The sequence below is a fragment of the Leifsonia sp. PS1209 genome, assembly GCF_012317045.1.
Taxonomy (GTDB): Bacteria; Actinomycetota; Actinomycetes; order Actinomycetales; family Microbacteriaceae; genus Leifsonia.
Map to the genome: position 1 here is coordinate 1,873,485 of NZ_CP051154.1, position 16,006 is coordinate 1,889,490.

Sequence of the window (16,006 nt, forward strand, 5' to 3'; positions counted from 1 at the left end):
TCTATTACATTCGCGGGGCCCATTTTTCCACTACGGCCGCCGACACGCTCTGAACGTCGTCCGTGGTGGGTCCCGGTTCGCCCACGAACGCTGCGCGGCGGTAGTAATCGAGCTCCCGGATCGACTCGAGAATGTCGGCGAGAGCGCGGTGACCGCCGTGCTTCTCGGGCGCGTTGAAGTAGATGCGCGGGTACCAGCGGCGGGAGAGCTCCTTGATGGAGGACACGTCGACGCTGCGGTAGTGCAGGTGGTTGTCGAGGCGCGGCATGAACTTGGCGATGAACATCCGGTCGGTGCCGATGGTGTTCCCGGCGATCGGCGCCGTGCGCGCGGTCGGCGCGAACTTGAGCACGTACTCCAGCACCTCGTACTCGGCCTCGGCCAGGCTCTTGCCGTTCGGGATCTCGTCGATCAGCCCGGAGGTGGTGTGCATGTCTCGCACGAAGTCGTTCATGTTCTCGAGCGCGGACGCGTCCGGCTTGATCACGATGCTGAGGCCGGGGTCGAGCACGTTCAGTTCGAAATCGGTGATGACCACCGCGATCTCGACGAGTTCGTCGACCTCGAGGTCGAGTCCGGTCATTTCGCAGTCGATCCAGACCAGACGATCCGAGGAATTTGCCATGCTGAAAGTCTAGTGCGGCCCTCCGACGGGCAGCGGCACCGGCTGTTTCGCATCCATGCCGTCCCCGGCGGAGATGCGCCGCATGCGCCTCGCCGCCCACGGGATGGCGTACACGCGCAGCCAGGTGCGCAGCGGGATCTCCTCCGGCGGGGGAACCGGCTGGTCGGCTGCCGCTTCTCCGGCGGTCGTCGCCGCGATCTCCGCGTACGGCACGCCGAGCGTGTGCGCCGCGTGCGCGGCGAGCAGCCGGTGGCCGCGGGCGCTCAGGTGCACGCGATCGCTCGCCCACATGCTGCTCTCGCGGAACTCGCGCACGCCCCACACGTCGAGCACGATGGCCCTGTGGTCCCGCGCGATGCTCCAGATGTTGGCGTTGAAGACGGCGGCGCGTCCGCGGAACGGCTTGAGGAAGAACGCGAACTGCGGGTCGAACAGGTTCGCCAGCAGCACGGTCGCGCCGGCCTCCCGCAGCGACCGGATGCCGGAGTCGAGGCGCGAGGCGAGCGCATCCGGATCGGCGGCCGGGCTCATCAGGTCGTTCCCGCCGACCATCACCGAGACCAGGTCAGGGGAGAGCCGCAGCGCGTGCGGCACCTGCCCGTCGACCACGTCGGCGATGCGGCGCCCCCGGACGGCGAGGTTGGCGAACTCGAACGGATGCCCCGCCAGTCTGGCGTCCCCGTCGAGGATGGCGGCGAGGCGGTCGGCCCAGCCGATCCACGCCCCGGCCGGTTCAGGGTGCTGCGCTCCGCGCGCGGGCGGGGCATCGCAGAGGCCCTCGGTGATCGAGTCCCCGAGGGCGACATACCGGGTGAAAGCTGTGCGGCTCACATCCCGAGTCTGCCCACCGGTGCCGGGATGCGCGTGCCAACAGCCGCCGCTTGGCTCGATGGTCTCCGGATGTTCCCCGGACGTACACTGGAACCGTGGATTCGACATCGGCCGTTGGCCGTCCCGTCACCGACGGAGACGCTGTCCGGCTCACCCTGTACACGTCGGCGTTCTGCGAACCGTGCATGCAGACGCGCGCCGTGCTGGCCGAGGCGGCGCGGCTCGTGCCGCTGGTGACCGTGACCGAGCTGGACGTCGCCCGCAACCTGCAGAGCGCGGAGGCCGACCGCATCCGGGTCACCCCCACGGTGATCGTGGCGACGGCTGCCGGCGACGAGGTGTTCCGCGCGGAGGGCGTTCCGACGCTGCAGCAGGTGCTGGTCGCCGCGGCGAAAGCGGTCTGAACCCAGGTTCGGCGCTGCCCAGCTGTGCGGCCACTGGGCGCGGCCCAGTGGGGCGGCACAGCGGTGCCCCCGGCAGGAATCGAACCTGCGACCAAGAGATTAGAAGGCTCCTGCTCTATCCGCTGAGCTACGGGGGCGTGATTTCCACGATACCGCAGCCCGTCGGCCTCAGAGCGTCGCGCCGCTCTTGCCCGCCCTGTTGACGATGGCGATGGTGGGGCGGCGGCCGCGCAGGCCGAACCGGAGCCGCAGGCTCGCGCTCCTGGCGATCAGCAGGGCGATCACCACGGCTGCGACGGCGGGGACGACGCCGGAGATCATCATCGCGATGTGCGGTCCGACCTCCTCGACCACCCAGCCCATGAACGGTCCGCCGATGGCCTGGCCGCCGAGCAGCACCAGGATGTAGAGCGAGATGACCCTGCCGCGGATCTGCACGTTCGACGACATCTGCACCAGCGAGTTCGCCGCCGTGATGAACAGCAGATTTCCCACGCCGATGCCGATCAGGAGCACGCCGAACGCGATCTCCGACGGCGCGAATCCGGCGATGGCCTGGATGAAGCCGAGCGCGGCAGCCGTGCCGACCACCATGCTCAGCCGCACGCTCGTCCGGCGAGTGGATGCGAGGGCGCCGACCAGCGCGCCCGCAGCGACCAGCGCGTTGAACAGTCCGTAGCCCTGCGCGCCGACGTCGTAGACGTTGTTGGCGTACGCCGCGAGGAACACCGGCATGTTGAACGCGAAGACGGCGATGATCGCGACCATCACGACGGTCCAGAAGATCACGGGCTTGCGGCGCACGTACCGGATGCCCTCGGCCAGCTGGCCTTTCGCACGCGGCGCAGCAGGAGAGTGGTGCAGCTGCGAGCGGTTGAGCGAGAGCAGCGAGCCGACCACGGCGAGGCAGGCGACGGCGTTGATCACGAACGACCAGCCGCCGCCGACCGCGGTGATCAGGATGCCGCCGACCGCGGGGCCGATGAGGCCGCCGAGCTGGAAGATGGACGAGTTCAGGCTGATCGCGTTGCGCAGGTACTTCGGCCCGACCAGCTCGTTGACGAACACCTGGCGGGTGGGATTGTCGACCACGGTCACGAGTCCGAGCAGGAACGAGATGAGGTAGACGTGCCACACCTGCGTGAGTCCGGTGAGGGTGAGCGCGGCCAGGACGCCGGCCAGCAGTGCAGCGCAGGTCTGCGTGACGATGAGGATCTTCTGCTTGTTGTACCGGTCGGCGATCACTCCGCCGTGCAGACCGAGCACGAGCATCGGCATGAACTGCATGAAGACCGTGATGCCGACGGCCGCGACGCTGCCGGAGAGCTGGAGTACCAGCCAGTCCATCGCGATGCGCTGCATCCAGACGGCCGTGTTGGCGACGAGGTTGCTTGCGGCGAACTTGCGGTAGTTGGGGACTTTCAGTGAGACGAACGTCTCCCGCCACGGTGGGCGCGTGCTGAGAACGGGCATGGGCCCGGTCGGTGGGGCTGCTGCGGTGGAGTTTGCCACGTGTATTCCTGCGTATCGAGTTTCGTATGAGGTTTCTGCACCTTCGACGTTACGCAACCTGAGCTATTCTTGCAGCGAATTGAACCTATAACTCCTATTGGATTACCGAATGGATGCGCGATGTTCGACCCTGTGCTGCTCCGCACCTTCCTCGCCGTGGCCGACACACACAGCTTCACGAAGGCCGCCGCGCGGCTCGGGATCAGCCAGCCGACGGTCAGCCAGCACGTCCGACGGCTCGAAGCGGCGGCGAAACGGCAGCTGGTCGCCCGCGACACCCGGGATGTGCGGCTGACGGACAACGGGGACGCGATGGCCGGGTTCGCCCGCACGATCCTCGCGGCACACGCGGAGGCCGACCGCTACTTCAGCGGCTCGGCGATGCGCGGGCGACTGCGCTTCGGCGCGGCGGACGACCTCGCGATCACGACGCTCCCGCGCATCCTGCGCCACTTCCGGCAGCAGCACCCGCAGATCAACCTGGAGCTCACCGTCGACCAGTCCGCGCCGCTGTACCGTCGCCTGCAGGCGGGGCACCTCGACCTCATCTTCATCAAGCAGAACCCGGGTACGACGGAGGGCACGGTCGTCGCCACCGACGAGCTGGTCTGGATGGGGCAGGAGAAGACGGTGCTGGAGCCCGAGCATCCTGTGCCGCTGATCGCATACCAGGGGCCGAGCATCAGCCGTCAGATCACGATCGACGCGCTGGAGGCCGCCGGCCGCACCTGGCGGATCACCTGCAACACGCGCGAGGTGAACGGTGTGCTGGCCGCGGTGCGCGCCGGTATCGGGATCGCGGTGTTCCCCCGGTCGCTCATCCCCACCGACCTCATCAAGGTCACCAACCGGTTCGGTCTGCCCGACCTCGGCCACGTCGACTTCACCCTGCTCTCCAACCCCGCCGCCGCGCGCGAGCCGGTCGACGCGCTCACCACCGCCATCCTCGCCCGCGCCGTCACCCGCATCCCCTGACCCCAGTCCCGAAGCCATCGAGCCGGGACTTATGCACGCGACACGCCGGGATGGGGCGTGCACAAGTCCCGGCTCGATGGCTTCGGGACGGCACGATGGCTTCGGGACGGGAGGCGGGTCAGCCGACGATCGGGATGCGGTCGGGGTCCGGTGGGCGGAGGCCGCCGTCGGAGGAGCGCTTGCGCAGCGTGAGCGCGATGATCGGGAACGCGAGCACCGACAGCATCCCGGCTCCGACGAGCGCGGTGGCCGTCCCGGTCTTCAGGTCGCCCTCCGCCACCCCGATGTTGGTCACCGCCACGATGATCGGCAGACCGGTGGCGCTGAACAGCGTGAGCGCGCTGCGGTCGGCGAACGTCGACCCGCCCGGCGCGGCGAGCGAGCCCGGCAGCCCGCGCACGATCAGCATCAGGACCAGGAAGATCGGCAGCAGGAGCAGCGCGTGCGGGTCGGTGACGAGCGCGCGGAGGTCGAAGCCGATCCCGGTGTTGATGAAGAACACCGGCACCAGCACGCCGAACGCGACCGCCTCGAGCTTCCCCTCGACGAGTTTCGCGTCCGGCTCCGCGGCTCCGGAGAGCAGCACCCGGCAGATCACCCCGGCGGCGAACGCCCCGAGCAGCATGTCGAGTCCGAGCGCGAGGCTCAGCCCGACCAGTGCCGCGATCACCATCACGATGAACCGCACGGCGAACTGCCCGCTGGTGTGCAGCGTCGCCCGCACTAGCCCGTGGAAGCGTTCGTGCCCTCCGCGCGCGGCGAACCAGACGGCGAGGCCGGCGATCACCGCGAACGCGATCAGCACCAGGGAGGCCGCGAGCGGCTTCCGTCCGCTGAGGAACAGCGAGATGGCGAGCAGCGGACCGAACTCGCCGACGGCGCCGACCGCGGTGACGGCGCGCCCGAACGACGTCTTCAGTTCGCCCGCATCCCGCAGCACCGGCATCAGCGTGCCGAGCGCGGTCGAGGTCAGTGCGATCCCCACGAACACGCCGGTCACCGCATCCGGGGACAGCAGGATGCCGATGACCACCCCGGCCACCAGCGAGATCAGCCAGCCGAGGGATGCGCGTTTCAGCGGCCGTCCCTTGATCGCCGCGAAGTCGATCTCGTTGCCCGCCATGAAGAACAGGAACGCCAGACCGAAGTTGGCGACAGCGTCGAGCATGTCCGACTTCGGCACCCAGCCGAGCACGGCCGGGCCGATCAGCAGGCCGAGCAGGATCTCGAACACGACGAGCGGGATCTTCGCCACCCGGCCGACCGCCGTGGCCAGCAACGACGCCACCACCGCGAGCAGCGGGACGAGCACGATGGTTCCGACGGCGGGGTCCATGCGCCGATGCTACTGGCTGCGAGCGATCAGCGGCCGTTCACACGGCGGAAACGCACCGGGGATATGGTGATGATCATGCGTGAACTCCAGGCCAGAATCATCGACGAACTGAACGTGAGCCCTGTCATCGACCCCGCCGCCGAGGTCGAGAAACGGGTGGGGTTCCTCGTCGAATACCTGACGACGACCGGCGCATCCGGTCTCGTCCTCGGCATCTCGGGCGGACAGGACTCCTCGCTCGCCGGCCGCCTCAGCCAGCTCGCCGTCGAACGCCTCGCCGAACGCGGGATCGACGCCGAGTTCATCGCCGTGCGGCTGCCGTATGCGGTGCAGCACGACGAAGACGACGCCCAGCTCGCCCTGTCGTTCATCCGGCCGCAGCGCACGGTGACGTTCAACATCCAGCGCGGCGTCGACGGCATCGAGGACGAATACCTGGATGCGATCGGCGACGACATGTCCGACTTCAACAAGGGCAACGTGAAGGCGCGCGCCAGGATGGTCGCGCAGTACGCCATCGCCGGGCAGCGCCGCCTGCTCGTCGTCGGCACGGACCACGCGGCGGAGGCCGTTACGGGCTTCTTCACGAAGTACGGCGACGGCGGCACCGACATCCTGCCGCTCGCCGGACTCAGCAAGCGGCAGGGCCGCGCCCTCCTGGAGTACCTGGATGCGCCGGCGCGCCTCTACACGAAGGCTCCGACGGCCGACCTCCTCGACCACAACCCCGGCCAGACCGACGAGGACAACCTCGGCCTGAGCTACGCGGACATCGACGCGTTCCTCGAAGGCGAGGACGTGCCGGACAGGGTCGCGGAGACTATCGAGGCGCGCTACCTGGCAACGGAGCACAAGCGGCAGCTGCCCGCCAGCATGTTCGACGAGTGGTGGCACCGCCGAGGCGACTACTCGCGCTGAGGCGCTAGACCTCGCCGCTCACGAAAATGGTCCAGGACCGCCACACCGTGGCAGTCCTGGACCATTTCTTCGTGGACCGGGGCCGGATCAGACCGGCTGGTTGAGTTTCGACGTCGGGGCGGTGTCGGAGGCGACGGGGCCGGTGCCCGTGTCGCTGCCGGTGCGCTCTGCCGCGTAGGAGGGGAGCGGCGTCGTAGCGAGCTGCGTCTGGCCGGCCGGTGCCGGTGCCTGTGCCTGTGCCGTCTGGTCGCCAGTGTCGGCCGTGGTCGGCGCATACTGCTCGTGGTGCTGCTGGGCGACCCACGCATCCTGTTGTGCGATCAGCGTGCGGTCGGTGTCGGTGTTCTCGAAGCGCCAGCGTTCGAGGTCGCCCTGGAAGATGCGGCGCGCGCGGCTCGGCTTGTTCTGCCATTCGATGAGGCGGTCGCGGAACTCCGCGATGGCCGGGTCGAGCTGGTAGCCGAACGTGGCAGACGCACGCTTCATCTCTGCGAGCTGGTGTCCTGCCCAGTTCGCCGCGATGCCGGAGCCCTTGATCGGGAGCAGTCGCACCATGATGTCGGCCTGGCCGACGGCGCGGTCGGAGAGCACCTGCTCACCCGGGGTGAGGGAGTTCCAGACGGACGCCTCCGTCGCAGCGTCGACGAGCGCCGCGATGGCGGACGCCTTCTGCTGACGGTCGGTGCGGGAGAGCAGCCCTTTGACCGCGCCGCGCGCGATCCAGGCGCCCAGCAGTCCGGCAATGATCACGGCGACGGCGAGAACCACCGCGTTGAACACCACCGGCTGCGCGTCGGACGAAGTGAGCCAATCCACGAAATCATTCCACCACTGCATGCGGTGATGTTAACCTCGGCGGTCTCTCATCTCCGGCACGCCGCCCGGCGCGTCCGCGTCCCCGTGATCAAGGTGTGACAGAACCCGCCCGCCGCTACTCGTCTTCGAGGTGCTCCGTGCCGTCCACGGCGTACGGCTCGATGCTGGCGATCTCGTCCGCGGTGAGTGCTGGTGCGTCGAGCGCGGCGATGTTCTGCTCTAGCTGGGCGACACTGGATGCGCCGATCAGCGCGCTCGTGACGCCCGGCTGCCGCAGCACCCAGCTGAGCGCCAGCTGCGCGAGCGACTGGCCGCGGGCGGCGGCGATGTCGTTGAGCGCGCGGGCGCGTTCCAGGTACACAGGGCTCAGCTGCTTCTCCGACAGGAAGTGACTGGTGGCCGCGCGGGAGCCGGCGGGAACGGTGCCGTCCAGGTAGCGGTCGGTGAGCATCCCCTGGGCGAGCGGCGAGAAGACGATGCTTCCTGCTCCCACCTCCTCGAGCACGGGGAACAGGCCGTCTTCGATGTGCCTGTCGAACATCGAGTACCGCGGCTGGTGGATGAGCAGCGGGACCCCGTGGTCGGCCAAGGCCGCCGCAGCTGCCGTGGTCTGCTCCGGCGAATAGTTGGAGATGCCGGCGTAGAGCGCCTTGCCCTGCTTCACGGCCGTGGCGAGCGCGCCCATCGTCTCCTCGATCGGAGTCTCCGGGTCCGGCCGGTGCGAGTAGAAGATGTCGACGTAGTCCAGCCCGAGGCGGCCGAGGCTCTGGTCGAGCGACGACAGCATCGTCTTGCGGGAGCCCCACTCGCCGTACGGGCCGTTCCACATGAAGTACCCGGCCTTCGTGGAGACCACGATCTCGTCGCGGTACGGCAGGAGGTCTTCGCGCAGGATGCGTCCGAAGTTGGTCTCGGCGGTGCCGGCGGGAGGCCCGTAGTTGTTTGCGAGGTCGAAATGGGTGACGCCGAGGTCGAACGCGCGGCGCACGATGGCGCGCTGGGTCTCGATCGGGCGCTCGTCGCCGAAGTTGTGCCACAGCCCGAGCGACAGGGCAGGAAGCTTCAGCCCGCTGCGTCCGCTGCGGTTGTACGTCATCGTCTCGTAGCGGTTCTCCGCGGGTTCGTAAGCCATGTCTTCATCGTAGGAGAATGGGGAGGATCGAAACGAAAGGGATGTTGATGGACACATATGTCATCGCCGGTGGGTGCTTCTGGTGCCTGGATGCGGTCTACCGTGTCCTCCGCGGCGTGCAGGACGTCGTCTCCGGATACACGGGCGGCACCGCCGTCGACCCCACGTACGAAGAGGTCTGCACCGGCTCGACCGGCCACGCGGAGGCCGTCGCGGTCACCTTCGACCCCGAGGTGATCCCGCCGAGCGTCATCCTCGACGTGTTCTTCACCCTCCACGACCCCACCCAGCTGAACCGCCAGGGCGCCGACATCGGCACCCAGTACCGTTCGGCGATGTTCTACGACGGCGACGAGCAGAAGGCACAGTTCGAAGCGGCCATCGAGCGCGCGAAGACCTACTGGGACGGCACCGTCGTCACCACGCTCGAGCCGCTCGGCACCTTCTACCGCGCCGAGGAGTACCACCAGGACTTCTTCGCCAAGAACCCCGGCCAGGGATACTGCCTGGCGGTGGCCCAGCCGAAGGTGAACAAGATCAGGGCCTCGTACGCGCCGTATGTGATCGCGGCGTAGCGGGCGCGCGGGCTTCTGCGCCGCGCTTCTCCGTCGCGCCCCTTCCGCCCAGCTCCTCCACAGCATCTGGCCGAGCCGACTTCTCCACAGTTCTCCCGCGCCCGGTCCGGCGCCGACGCTCTCCCCGCAGACTCGGAAAACCACACCGAGCCTTTCGAGGAGAGCACCATGAACGACACCATCACCGTCACCGGAGTCGTCGCGACCGACCCGCGCCACATCGTCACCACCGAGGGCCTCTCGGTCACGAGCTTCCGCCTCATCAGCACGAACACCGTCTACGACGTGGATGCGGACGCCTGGCAGAACACCCGGTGCAACTGGTTCACGGTCTCCGCATACCGGCAGCTCGCCTCCAACGTGGCCGGCTGCGTCAGCCGCGGCGATCCGGTCCTGGTCACCGGCCGTCTCACCGTGCGCGAATGGTCCGACGGAGACGACACGTCTTCGCGCGGGATCACGGCAGAGATCGAGGCGGACGCGATCGGCCACGACCTCGCGTGGGGGAGCGCGACGTTCGCGCGCACCGTCCAGGGCGTCCGCGCGGTCGACGTTCCCTCAGCGACGGCTGTCTAGAATGAGGCATAACGATTCGAGCGCTGCCGTCCAGGCAGCGGCCCGCCCGGGCCGGAGTCCAGCGACGGAGAGCGATGCCCCACCTGCCCAGCCCCCACGCCGCGCCGGCCGCTGCCCGGCCCACCCACGCTCCCGCGGGTGCGACCGCCACCGCGCGCCCACTGCGCCACCTGCTCGCATCCACCGCCGGGGTGCTCCTCATCGCAGGCTCGCTCGCCGGTTGCGTCGGTGGAACCCCCGACCCGGCCACGACAGCGCCGACACCATCCTCCACGCCGTCCGCTACGAGCACCCCATCCGCAGTTCCGGAACTCGTCCCCGGCGGCACCGCCCAGCAGAACCTCCCCTTCTTCGACAAGGTCAACCGGGCCACCCTCGCGGCGAACCCCGCCGCGAAGGGCCGCGACTTCATCGACGCCCTCGTCGCGGCCGGCTTCGACAAGTCGGCCATGCAACTCACGGTCGACACCACCACGATCGGCCTGGCCGCCAACTCGATCCAGTTCTCGGTCAAGCTCGGCGACACCTGCCTCATCGGCCAGAACGGCGCAGACGCGGGCGGCTACAACAGCCTGACCACCCCGGTCCTCGGCACCGGCGGCTGCCTCGTCGGCCAAACCAGGGCGATCGACTGGTAGCGGAGCCCTCCCGCCCGCTGGACCGGCCGACCCCATCCTCCGAATAGACTGGACCTCATGGCCGAATACATTTACTCGATGGTGCGCGCCCGCAAAGCGGTCGGCGACAAACTGATTCTGGACGACGTCACGATGGCGTTCCTGCCCGGAGCGAAGATCGGTGTCGTCGGTCCGAACGGCGCCGGTAAGTCGACCATTCTAAAGATCATGGCCGGGCTCGACACCCCGAGCAACGGCGAGGCGAAACTCACGCCCGGGTACACCGTCGGCATCCTCATGCAGGAGCCCGTGCTCGACGAGAACAAGACCGTTCTCGAGAACGTCCAGGAGGGCGTCGGCGAGATCAAGAGCAAGGTCGACCGGTTCAACGAGATCTCCGCGCTGCTCGCAGACCCGGATGCAGACTTCGACACGCTGCTCGCCGAGATGGGCACCCTGCAGGAGCAGATCGACGCCCAGGACGCCTGGGACCTCGACTCCCAGCTGGAGCAGGCGATGGATGCGCTCCGCTGCCCGCCGGGGGACTGGCCGGTCAACACGCTCTCCGGTGGTGAGAAGCGCCGCGTCGCGCTCTGCAAGCTGCTGCTGCAGAAGCCCGACCTGCTCCTCCTCGACGAGCCCACCAACCACCTCGACGCCGAGAGCGTGCTGTGGCTGGAGCAGCACCTGGCCAAGTACCACGGTGCCGTGCTCGCCGTCACCCACGACCGGTACTTCCTCGACCACGTCGCGGAGTGGATCGCCGAGGTCGACCGCGGTCACCTGTATCCGTACGAGGGCAACTACTCCACTTACCTCGAGAAGAAGCGCGAGCGTCTCGAAGTCGCTGGCAAGAAGGACGCGAAGCTCGCCAAGCGCCTCTCCGAGGAGCTCGACTGGGTGCGCAGCAACGCCAAGGGCCGCCAGGCCAAGTCGAAGGCCCGTCTGGCCAGGTACGAGGAGATGGCGGCGGAGGCGGAGCGCACCAGGAAGCTCGACTTCGAGGAGATCCAGATTCCGCCGGGACCGCGTCTCGGCCAGGTCGTCATCGACGCGAAGAACCTGGAGAAGGGGTTCGGCGACCGCAAGCTGATCGACGGCCTCACCTTCACGCTTCCGCGCAACGGCATCGTCGGCGTCATCGGCCCGAACGGTGTCGGTAAGACCACCCTGTTCAAGACGATCGTCGGTCTCGAACCGCTCGACGGCGGCGAGCTGAAGATCGGCGAGACGGTCCAGATCTCCTACGTCGACCAGTCGCGTGGCGGCATCGACCCGAACAAGACGCTGTGGGAGGTCGTGTCCGACGGGCTCGACTACATCCAGGTCGGCAAGACCGAGGTGCCGTCGCGTGCGTACGTGTCGACGTTCGGCTTCAAAGGCCCGGACCAGCAGAAGAAGGCCGGCGTGCTCTCCGGTGGTGAGCGCAACAGGCTGAACCTGGCGCTGACCCTCAAGCAGGGCGGCAACCTGCTGCTCCTCGACGAGCCGACGAACGACCTGGACGTCGAGACCCTGTCCAGCCTCGAGAACGCACTGCTCGAGTTCCCCGGCTGCGCCGTGGTCATCACCCACGACCGGTGGTTCCTCGACAGGATCGCCACGCACATCCTCGCCTACGAGGGCACGGAGGAGGACCCGGCGAACTGGTACTGGTTCGAGGGCAACTTCGAGGCGTACGAGGAGAACAAGGTGCAGCGACTCGGCCCGGACGCCGCCAAGCCGCACCGTTCCGCCTACCGCAAGCTCACGCGCGACTGACACTCTCGTCGGCCGGCGCGCACAGACCGAAGGGCTGCCTGATGCGACTGCATGTTCCGATCAAGCTCCGGTGGAGCGACCTGGATGCGTACGGGCACGTCAACAACGCCGAGATGCTGCGCCTCCTGGAGGAGGCGCGCATCGAGGCGTTCTGGGTCACCGACGACGCCGAAGAGGCGGTCGGAGGGTCGACCGCCGTCCTCGACGGGCGACCGGGCGCAGACACGCTGACGCTGATCGCGCGGCAGGAAATCGAGTATCTCGCCCCCATCCCGTATCTGCGGCAACCGCTCGACGTGCAGCTGTGGCTGGGCAGGCTCGGCGGGGCGAGCCTGGAGGTCTGCTACGAGGTGCGGTCGCCCGCAGGCACTGAGCCGGAGATCCTGTTCTCGCGGGCGGCGACGACCATCGTGCTGGTGGATGCGGCCAGCCAGCGTCCTCGGCGCATCAACGAGCGCGAGCGGGCAGCCTGGACGCCGTACCTCGACGACCCCGTGCAGTTCACCAAGCGCGCCTGACGCCGCCTACTTCGTCACGGTGACCGTCTCGCCGGACACCGTGGCGGTCAGCTTCGGGAGCGGCTGGCTGGCCGGTCCGCCGAGCACGTCCCCGGTGGTGGCGTCGAAGCGCGAGCCGTGGCACGGGCAGTCGAACTCTTTACCTTGCGGTGCGACCGTGCATCCCTGATGGGTGCAGACGGCGCTGAACGCGACCACCTTTCCCGCGGTCGGCTGCGAGACCACGATCGGCGCAGAGCCCATCTTCGCCGAGACGGCGCCTCCGACCGGGATGGACGACAGCGGCACCTTCACGGAGCTGTCCGAGCCCGTCGGCTCCGAGCCGTCGGCGCCGTCCGCGCTGCACGCGGTGAGCAGCAACGCCCCGGCCCCGACGGCGGTGGCACCGCCGAGCTGGACGAGGGTGCGGCGGGTGAGCGGTGTCGAGTCGTTCATGCGGGGTCCTCCCGGTCGGCGTAGCGTTCTCTTACGGTATGCACGAAGCTGCTGTGCGTACGGTTCACAGCGCAGTGTCGCAGATGAACCTTTTCGCATCCTGTCCCGTGTCTGTGGTGGAGGTGTCATGGCGAACGAGGATGCGCGGCTGCTGCGCGAACTGCACGATCAGCACGCGCAAGCGGTCTGGCGCTATGTCGTGCATCTCACCGGCGACAGGGCGATGGCCGACGACATCGTGCAGGAGACGCTGCTGCGGGCGTGGAAGCGGCCCGCCGTGCTCGACCAGTCGCAGTCGTCGGCAAGGGCGTGGCTGTTCACCGTCGCCCGCAACCTCGTGATCGACGACAAGCGCAGCGCGCGCAACCTGCACGAATACGGCACGGACACCCTGCCGGAGCGCCCGGGGAACAGCGAGTCGGACGCCGTGCTGGACGCCTGGCTGGTGTCGGATGCGCTGGCCGAGCTGTCCGTCGAACACCGCGCCGTGATCGTCCACGCCTACTACGGCGGACGGTCGATCGCGGAGATCTCGCGCGAACTGGACGTTCCGGAGGGGACGGTCAAGTCGCGCATCCACTACGGTTTGCGAGCGCTTCGACTCGCCCTGCAGGAGAGGGGAGTGACGGAGCGATGACCGGACACGAGGAGTTCGCCACCTGGGACGGAGCATACGTGCTCGGGGCCCTGTCGCCCGCCGACCGGCGTGCGTACGAGGAGCACCTGCGCACCTGCGCGGCGTGCACCGCTGACGTGTCCGAGCTGGCCGGGCTGCCCGGCCTGCTGCGACAGGTGTCGGCCGAGGATGCCTTCGCGCTGCTCGACCCCGCGCCGAAAGGCGCAGCAGCCACCGGCGCCACAGGCACCACAGACACCACCGACTCGGCACCGGATGTGCTCCCCGCCCTCCTCAGCGCCGCGCGCCGCCGCCGGATGCGCACCCGCTTGTGGACGGCCGGCTCGCTGCTGGCCGCCGCCGCGATCGTCGCCGTGTCGGTGTTCGCCCTGCCGGCCGTGTTCGCGCCGCACACCGACGTGGCGGGGACGAGGGTGACGCTGAGCCAGGTGGAGCCGAGCGCGCTCTCCGCCGACGTCCGGCTCGTCACCGAGCCGTGGGGGACCAGGATCGAGTCGAGCTGCAGCTACTCGGAGGTGAGCGGCACCGAGGGCAAGAGCTGGGCGTACGCGATGGTCGTCACCGACCGGGCGGGGACGCAGACGCAGGTCGCCACCTGGACGGCGGGTCCTGGCACCACGGTGAAGCCAACGGCCACCACCAGCGTCGCCAAGGCGGACATCGCATCCATTGACATCCGGTCCGCTGTCGACGGGACGGTGCTGCTGAAGACCACCTTCGGGTAGCCGCCGCGGGCGGCTAGGCCAGCGGCACCCGCACCATCGCCTCCTGCGCGACGCTCGCCACCAGGCGCCCGTCACGGCTGAAGATGCGGCCGAGCGCGAGTCCGCGTCCTCCGCTGGCGCTCGGCGACTCCTGCACGTAGAGCAGCCACTCGTCGACGCGCGCAGGACGGTGCCACCACATCGCGTGGTCGAGGCTCGCCGCGCGCAGTCCGGGGGTGGCCCAGGCGACGCCGTGCCTGCGCATCACGGATTCCATGATCGTGTAGTCGCTCGCGTACGCGAGAGCGGCGCGGTGCAGGTCGGGGTCGTCCGGTAGCGCGCCGATCGACCGGAACCAGACGGCCTGGTGAGCGACGTGCTCTCCGTCGACCGTCAGGTAGATGGGGGAGGTGATGTGGCGGATGTCGAACGGCCGCTCGCTCGCCCAGTACTGCGCGACCGGATGCTCCACGCTCTCGAGGCTGTCCGCCGAGTTCGGCAGCGTCTCCGGATCCGGGATGTCCGTCGGCATCTCGACCTGGTGCGTCAGGCCCTCGTCCTCGTCCTGGAACGAGGCGATCATCGACAGGATCGGCTGACCGCTCTGGTACGCCTGAGTGCGCCTGGTCGAGAAGGACCGGCCGTCGTGGATACGGTCAACGGAGAACGTGATCGGCAGGTTCACGTCGCCTGGACGCAGGAAGTAGCCGTGCATCGAGTGGATCGCGCGCCCGTCCGGGACGGTGCGGGAGGCGGCGACGATGGACTGCGCGAGCACCTGGCCGCCGAAGACGCGACCGAGCGGCATCCACTGGGACGGGCCGGTGAAGATGTCTTCGCTGGTCCTCGCGCCGGTGTCCGTCAGATCGAGCGCGGTCAGAAGTGATGCCAGGGGCTCGGTCACTGTGCCTCCATTGAGTTCTCTCTTGGTAGTTTAGACAGCAGATGAGCCAGTCATTTTCTCTCGTGGATTCCCTCGCCGTCGCCGACCTGCAGACATACCTGTCCAGGGCGGCCCGTGTCGAGGAAGGGTCGGTACGCCTGATCGGTGGGTCGGGGGTGCTCGCCGTCTATACGGCGATCCTCTATCCGCGTGGCCTGCTCGACCAGACCCCGACCGTTCTCGGTCTGCGCACGTTCGCGATCGTGCAGGGTGCGGACTTCGACGCCGTGGTGCCGATCCGGTCGCTGCTCGACCGGCTCGCGCGGATCGGCGAGGCGATCACGCCTGCCGCCGGTGTCGGGCCCGTCGAGATCCGGATGCCGTTGGAGGTGTCGACAGTCACCTGGGCGGGCATCTCCCCGCCGCGCGGCGGCTGGCGTCCGGTCGGAGAGACCACGTACGGGCTGCTGGCGGAGACGGCGAAGGCCGGCATCGCCGAGGTGGCGGAGTCCATCCCGAGCGGCACGGGCGAGCAGCTGGTGCAGCGGGTGCGCGCCGAGGTGTGGGGTCGGCCGATCGACACGCTCGAGTACGTGCCGGCCGGTGCGGCGTTCGCGGCGGAGAGCCTCGGCTTCCTCGCCGAGGGCGAGCCGGTGACGATCCTGGAGACGGGACCGTGGACGCGGCTGACCACCAAGCGCGGCCACATCCTGGTCCGCCGCCAGGCGTGGAGCCTACGCGCCTAGACGGC

Annotated in this window: 19 protein-coding genes and 1 tRNA gene; 11 read left to right on the top strand and 9 right to left on the bottom strand. The window is 68.7% G+C overall.

Annotated features, from left to right (window positions below):
* Nucleotides 1-4 precede the first annotated feature (4 nt).
* Together orn and HF024_RS08855 are read right to left on the bottom strand one after the other, a co-directional pair.
* The gene (gene orn / locus HF024_RS08850) at nucleotides 5-625 is read right to left on the bottom strand and encodes an oligoribonuclease (RefSeq protein WP_168689314.1); all 621 of its coding nucleotides are present in this window, start codon (nucleotides 623-625) and stop codon (nucleotides 5-7) included.
* Between the two features lie 9 nt (nucleotides 626-634).
* Nucleotides 635-1,456 carry an SGNH/GDSL hydrolase family protein gene (locus HF024_RS08855; protein WP_168689315.1) on the bottom strand — a complete coding sequence of 274 codons (822 nt, stop codon included), beginning with the start codon at nucleotides 1,454-1,456 and terminating at the stop codon, nucleotides 635-637.
* A 95-nt stretch (nucleotides 1,457-1,551) separates the two neighbouring features.
* Here HF024_RS08855 and HF024_RS08860 point away from each other — a divergent pair, with 95 nt between their 5' ends.
* On the top strand, nucleotides 1,552-1,860 hold the full coding sequence (locus HF024_RS08860) for a thioredoxin domain-containing protein (protein WP_085368511.1): 309 nt from the start codon (nucleotides 1,552-1,554) through the stop codon (nucleotides 1,858-1,860).
* A 64-nt stretch (nucleotides 1,861-1,924) separates the two neighbouring features.
* Here the strand turns inward: HF024_RS08860 and HF024_RS08865 are convergent.
* Nucleotides 1,925-1,997: transfer RNA gene (locus HF024_RS08865), tRNA-Arg, on the bottom strand.
* Nucleotides 1,998-2,028: 31 nt separating this feature from the next.
* Nucleotides 2,029-3,372 carry an MFS transporter gene (locus HF024_RS08870; RefSeq protein WP_247597379.1) on the bottom strand — a complete coding sequence of 448 codons (1,344 nt, stop codon included), beginning with the start codon at nucleotides 3,370-3,372 and terminating at the stop codon, nucleotides 2,029-2,031.
* Between the two features lie 120 nt (nucleotides 3,373-3,492).
* On the opposite strand from HF024_RS08870, the gene HF024_RS08875 reads away from it, so the two are divergent.
* Entirely contained in the window at nucleotides 3,493-4,347 is an 855-nt protein-coding gene (locus HF024_RS08875) for a LysR substrate-binding domain-containing protein (RefSeq protein ID WP_085368509.1), read from the top strand.
* Nucleotides 4,348-4,465: 118 nt separating this feature from the next.
* On the opposite strand, the gene HF024_RS08880 is transcribed toward HF024_RS08875, so the two are convergent.
* Nucleotides 4,466-5,683 (bottom strand): cation:proton antiporter, encoded by a 1,218-nt coding sequence (locus HF024_RS08880; protein WP_168689316.1) that lies wholly within the window; start codon nucleotides 5,681-5,683, stop codon nucleotides 4,466-4,468.
* A gap of 75 nt (nucleotides 5,684-5,758) precedes the next feature.
* Here HF024_RS08880 and nadE point away from each other — a divergent pair, with 75 nt between their 5' ends.
* Nucleotides 5,759-6,601, top strand: coding sequence for an ammonia-dependent NAD(+) synthetase (nadE, locus tag HF024_RS08885; RefSeq protein ID WP_085368609.1), 843 nt, complete (start codon nucleotides 5,759-5,761; stop codon nucleotides 6,599-6,601).
* A gap of 87 nt (nucleotides 6,602-6,688) precedes the next feature.
* Here the strand turns inward: nadE and HF024_RS08890 are convergent, their stop codons facing one another.
* Both HF024_RS08890 and HF024_RS08895 read right to left on the bottom strand, forming a co-directional pair.
* Entirely contained in the window at nucleotides 6,689-7,417 is a 729-nt protein-coding gene (locus HF024_RS08890) for a hypothetical protein (RefSeq protein ID WP_247597380.1), read from the bottom strand.
* Nucleotides 7,418-7,532: 115 nt separating this feature from the next.
* Nucleotides 7,533-8,549, bottom strand: coding sequence for an aldo/keto reductase (locus HF024_RS08895; protein WP_168689317.1), 1,017 nt, complete (start codon nucleotides 8,547-8,549; stop codon nucleotides 7,533-7,535).
* Between the two features lie 47 nt (nucleotides 8,550-8,596).
* Here HF024_RS08895 and msrA point away from each other — a divergent pair, with 47 nt between their 5' ends.
* The 5 genes from msrA (at nucleotide 8,597) to HF024_RS08920 (ending at nucleotide 12,596) form a co-directional block, all read left to right on the top strand.
* On the top strand, nucleotides 8,597-9,124 hold the full coding sequence (msrA, locus tag HF024_RS08900; RefSeq protein ID WP_168689318.1) for a peptide-methionine (S)-S-oxide reductase MsrA: 528 nt from the start codon (nucleotides 8,597-8,599) through the stop codon (nucleotides 9,122-9,124).
* A 168-nt stretch (nucleotides 9,125-9,292) separates the two neighbouring features.
* Nucleotides 9,293-9,700: a single-stranded DNA-binding protein gene (locus HF024_RS08905; RefSeq protein ID WP_168689319.1), complete on the top strand. Its 408-nt coding sequence runs from the start codon at nucleotides 9,293-9,295 to the stop codon at nucleotides 9,698-9,700.
* Nucleotides 9,701-9,774: 74 nt separating this feature from the next.
* On the top strand, nucleotides 9,775-10,338 hold the full coding sequence (locus HF024_RS08910) for a hypothetical protein (protein WP_247597381.1): 564 nt from the start codon (nucleotides 9,775-9,777) through the stop codon (nucleotides 10,336-10,338).
* A gap of 57 nt (nucleotides 10,339-10,395) precedes the next feature.
* Nucleotides 10,396-12,078, top strand: a complete 1,683-nt coding sequence (gene ettA / locus HF024_RS08915; RefSeq protein ID WP_168689320.1) for an energy-dependent translational throttle protein EttA — start codon at nucleotides 10,396-10,398, stop codon at nucleotides 12,076-12,078.
* A gap of 41 nt (nucleotides 12,079-12,119) precedes the next feature.
* Nucleotides 12,120-12,596, top strand: coding sequence for a thioesterase family protein (locus tag HF024_RS08920; protein ID WP_168689321.1), 477 nt, complete (start codon nucleotides 12,120-12,122; stop codon nucleotides 12,594-12,596).
* Nucleotides 12,597-12,602: 6 nt separating this feature from the next.
* On the opposite strand, the gene HF024_RS08925 is transcribed toward HF024_RS08920, so the two are convergent.
* A complete protein-coding gene (locus tag HF024_RS08925) occupies nucleotides 12,603-13,031 on the bottom strand; it encodes a Rieske (2Fe-2S) protein (RefSeq protein ID WP_168689322.1) in 429 nt (142 codons plus the stop codon).
* 127 nt (nucleotides 13,032-13,158) lie between these two features.
* Here HF024_RS08925 and HF024_RS08930 point away from each other — a divergent pair, with 127 nt between their 5' ends.
* Nucleotides 13,159-13,668, top strand: coding sequence for a sigma-70 family RNA polymerase sigma factor (locus HF024_RS08930; RefSeq protein ID WP_085368501.1), 510 nt, complete (start codon nucleotides 13,159-13,161; stop codon nucleotides 13,666-13,668).
* Nucleotides 13,665-14,393, top strand: coding sequence for a zf-HC2 domain-containing protein (locus HF024_RS08935; protein WP_168689323.1), 729 nt, complete (start codon nucleotides 13,665-13,667; stop codon nucleotides 14,391-14,393). The genes HF024_RS08930 and HF024_RS08935 overlap by 4 nt, the downstream gene beginning before the upstream one ends.
* 13 nt (nucleotides 14,394-14,406) lie before the next feature.
* Here the strand turns inward: HF024_RS08935 and HF024_RS08940 are convergent, their stop codons facing one another.
* Entirely contained in the window at nucleotides 14,407-15,276 is an 870-nt protein-coding gene (locus HF024_RS08940) for an acyl-CoA thioesterase II (RefSeq protein ID WP_210724054.1), read from the bottom strand.
* Nucleotides 15,277-15,317: 41 nt separating this feature from the next.
* Here HF024_RS08940 and HF024_RS08945 point away from each other — a divergent pair, with 41 nt between their 5' ends.
* Nucleotides 15,318-16,001 (top strand): hypothetical protein, encoded by a 684-nt coding sequence (locus HF024_RS08945; protein WP_085368499.1) that lies wholly within the window; start codon nucleotides 15,318-15,320, stop codon nucleotides 15,999-16,001.
* Nucleotides 16,002-16,006 lie beyond the last annotated feature (5 nt).

Coding starts and splice junctions, on each gene's coding strand:
- HF024_RS08920 (WP_168689321.1), top strand. CDS start 12,120: ATGCGACTGCATGTTCCGATCAAGCTCCGGTGGAGCGACCTGGATGCG.
- HF024_RS08875 (WP_085368509.1), top strand. CDS start 3,493: ATGTTCGACCCTGTGCTGCTCCGCACCTTCCTCGCCGTGGCCGACACA.
- HF024_RS08930 (WP_085368501.1), top strand. CDS start 13,159: ATGGCGAACGAGGATGCGCGGCTGCTGCGCGAACTGCACGATCAGCAC.
- orn (WP_168689314.1), bottom strand. CDS start 625: ATGGCAAATTCCTCGGATCGTCTGGTCTGGATCGACTGCGAAATGACC.
- ettA (WP_168689320.1), top strand. CDS start 10,396: ATGGCCGAATACATTTACTCGATGGTGCGCGCCCGCAAAGCGGTCGGC.
- HF024_RS08895 (WP_168689317.1), bottom strand. CDS start 8,549: ATGGCTTACGAACCCGCGGAGAACCGCTACGAGACGATGACGTACAAC.
- HF024_RS08925 (WP_168689322.1), bottom strand. CDS start 13,031: ATGAACGACTCGACACCGCTCACCCGCCGCACCCTCGTCCAGCTCGGC.
- HF024_RS08905 (WP_168689319.1), top strand. CDS start 9,293: ATGAACGACACCATCACCGTCACCGGAGTCGTCGCGACCGACCCGCGC.
- HF024_RS08935 (WP_168689323.1), top strand. CDS start 13,665: ATGACCGGACACGAGGAGTTCGCCACCTGGGACGGAGCATACGTGCTC.
- msrA (WP_168689318.1), top strand. CDS start 8,597: ATGGACACATATGTCATCGCCGGTGGGTGCTTCTGGTGCCTGGATGCG.
- nadE (WP_085368609.1), top strand. CDS start 5,759: ATGCGTGAACTCCAGGCCAGAATCATCGACGAACTGAACGTGAGCCCT.
- HF024_RS08880 (WP_168689316.1), bottom strand. CDS start 5,683: ATGGACCCCGCCGTCGGAACCATCGTGCTCGTCCCGCTGCTCGCGGTG.
- HF024_RS08910 (WP_247597381.1), top strand. CDS start 9,775: ATGCCCCACCTGCCCAGCCCCCACGCCGCGCCGGCCGCTGCCCGGCCC.
- HF024_RS08945 (WP_085368499.1), top strand. CDS start 15,318: ATGAGCCAGTCATTTTCTCTCGTGGATTCCCTCGCCGTCGCCGACCTG.